At 51.0% G+C, this 259-nt stretch carries 1 protein-coding gene; it reads left to right on the top strand.

All coding sequences use genetic code 11. The annotated features are described in order from the left end of the window. Positions 1 to 259 (top strand): condensation domain-containing protein (locus ACW689_RS21515; RefSeq protein ID WP_476294456.1); only part of this gene is annotated, 259 nt, incomplete at both ends.

A 259-nucleotide genomic window follows, 5' to 3' on the forward strand; every position in this document is an offset into this window, starting at 1 on the left:
TATGCGGATTATGCGCTTTGGCAACGAAACTGGCTGCAAGGCGAAGTGCTGACAGCCCAGTTAGATTATTGGGAGAAGCAACTGGATGAGGTACCGCCGTTACATAGTTTGCAGTTGGATAAGCCTCGACCCGATAGCAAAGGGCATGAGGGAGAGGTGGTCACTGGATCTTTATCAGCCCAGATAGGGGCGCAATTACAGACACTGGCGCAGGCCTATAAAGTGACGCCATTTATGTTGTTGCATGGTGCCTTAGCCA

Source organism: Pseudoalteromonas sp. ABE4_541, assembly GCF_056312285.1.